The sequence below is a fragment of the Corynebacterium sp. HMSC055G02 genome (genome assembly GCF_001809065.1).
GTDB classification, from domain to species: Bacteria; Actinomycetota; Actinomycetes; order Mycobacteriales; family Mycobacteriaceae; genus Corynebacterium; species Corynebacterium jeikeium_D.
In genome coordinates, this window is the sequence record NZ_KV795649.1 from 1 (window position 1) to 1,447 (window position 1,447).

General features: G+C 51.1%; 1 protein-coding gene. It reads left to right on the plus strand.

Annotation, left to right across the window (positions count from 1 at the left end):
* Positions 1-1,413, plus strand: a 1,413-nt coding sequence (locus HMPREF2547_RS04795; RefSeq protein WP_241482431.1) for an IS3 family transposase, incomplete at its 5' end; no start/stop codon positions are given.
* Positions 1,414-1,447 lie beyond the last annotated feature (34 nt).

Below are 1,447 nucleotides of genomic sequence, written 5' to 3' on the forward strand. Positions count from 1 at the left end.
GGGGATGCGGACGGAATCTTGGAGGATTCCATCATGAACCGCTCATACACCAAGGAGCAGCGACGCAGAGCTCTGCAGGTTTACAAGCGTACTCAATCGGTGACCAAGACCGTCCGTGAACTTGGTTATCCAGGGCGATGGACGCTGTACAAATGGTTGCGTGAACCCGCCAAACCTGGTCGACCCCGCAAACAGTCAAAAACATTGACCCGCTACCCGTTTGAGGTCAAGCTTCGTGCTGTTGAGCTCTTCAACGCTGGTTGGAGGCCAGCTGACACCGCTGTGGAATGCGAGCTGCGCTCAAAGATGAGTGTCTATTCTTGGGCACAACGCCACCGTGAAGAGGGAAAATGGGGTTTGATGTCGAAAAGAGAACGCAAAGAGCACACTCGCATGCCCACCCGAGCAGCATTCGAGAAATCATTAGCCGATGATCCTGCAGAACTGAAAAAGCAAATGGCTCAACTGCTCGTTGACAAGGCTGTTTTGGAAAAGGAGCTGGAACTTGTAAAAAAAGACGTCAGCGTCATCCCGGGGCAGCTCAGCAATAAGCACAAGGCTGAAGTGGTTGACGCGTTACGCGGCGAGTTTCCGTTATCTATGCTGCTTGCTGCTATTGATCTTGCGGCATCAAGCTTCTACTACCAACTCCAACAGCGATTTGCTCCGGATAAGCACGCGCATATCCGCGAATTGCTTCATGAGATTAGTTCTGAGTCGAATAACACCTACGGCTATCGCCGACTTTGGTGGGAACTGCGCCATCGCGGGATCGTTATCAGTGAGAAGGTCGTCCGCCGTCTCATGCACGAAGAGGGAATTCGTCCCTGGTTCCCGAAACGAAAGTGGCGTTACTCCAGCTATCAAGGGGAAATTTCTCCCGCACCACCTAACCTGGTGAACCGTAATTTTCATGCTGAGCATCCAAATCGGTTGTGGCTGACTGACATCAGTGTTTTCGCTACTAACCAAGGTCGCGTGTACCTGTCTGCCATCATTGACTGTTTTGACGGGAAGGTCGTGGCAGCAAAAACAAGTGTTCATCCCACCATGGAGTTAGCAGAAGAAACTTTGTACGCAGCAATCGCAACCGAAAAGCCGGCAATGGATGGCTCCTTGGTGATTCACTCAGACCGCGGAGCACATTATCGAGGCAGCAGCTGGCGAAGTATGACCGAGAAGTTCGGAATACTTCGCTCGATGTCGAAGAAAGGTTGTAGCCCCGACAATGCAGCATGCGAGGGGTTCTTCGGCCGAATGAAAAACGAAATGTACTACGGCAGAACCTGGCAGAACCCTCAAGAGCTCAAAGAAGCAATCGCGACATACATTGAGTTCTACAACAATCACCGAATCAAGATCAGCCTCGATGGTTTGAGCATTGCCGAATACCGAAAAGTCAATGTAGCGTGAGATTGAAACTGTCCAAAAAAACGTCCGCATCCCC